This window comes from Mycobacterium sp. 663a-19 (genome assembly GCF_035616495.1).
In the GTDB taxonomy this organism is placed as follows: Bacteria; Actinomycetota; Actinomycetes; order Mycobacteriales; family Mycobacteriaceae; genus Mycobacterium.
The window spans coordinates 1-635 of sequence record NZ_JAPJAV010000042.1; the positions used below are offsets into that span (position 1 = coordinate 1).

Annotated in this window: 1 protein-coding gene; it reads right to left on the reverse strand. The window is 66.8% G+C overall.

Features of this window, described 5'->3' with window-relative positions:
- The coding region (locus OQ968_RS24775; RefSeq protein WP_324682291.1) for an AMP-binding enzyme at positions 1-635 on the reverse strand (635 nt) is incomplete at both ends.

The following is a 635-nucleotide window of genomic DNA, read 5'->3' on the forward strand; positions in this document are numbered from 1 at the left end:
TCCCCACCCAAATCGAAGAAGGAGTCATCCACCCCCACCCGCTCGAGTCCGAGGACCTGGGCGTAAATGCCGGCCAGGATCTCCTCGACCGGGCTGCCCGGAGCCCGATACCGACCGGCACCGGCGTAGTCGGGGGCCGGCAACGCCCGCACATCCACCTTGCCGTTCACCGTCAACGGCACCGCCGCGATCACCACCACCGCCGCGGGCACCATATAACCCGGCAACCGCTCACCCAGTCGGGTACGCAGCGTGTCCGCATCGACCTCCCCGGTCACATAGGCCACCAGCCGCCTATCCCCCGGACGGTCCTCACGAGCGATCACCACCGCCTGGCTAACACCCTCCAATTCGGCTAGCGCAGCCCGGATTTCGCCCAACTCGATGCGATACCCCCGAACCTTGACCTGCTCATCAACCCGGCCCACATACACCAACTGCCCATCAGCACGCCACGACACCAAATCCCCGGTCCGATACATCCGCGCCCCCAACCCCCCAAACGGGCACGCCACAAACCGCGACCCCGTCAACGACGCGCGACCCCAATACCCCACCCCCACACCAGCGCCGGCCACATACAACTCCCCCACCACCCCCACCGGCACCGCACGCAACCACCCATCCAGCACAAA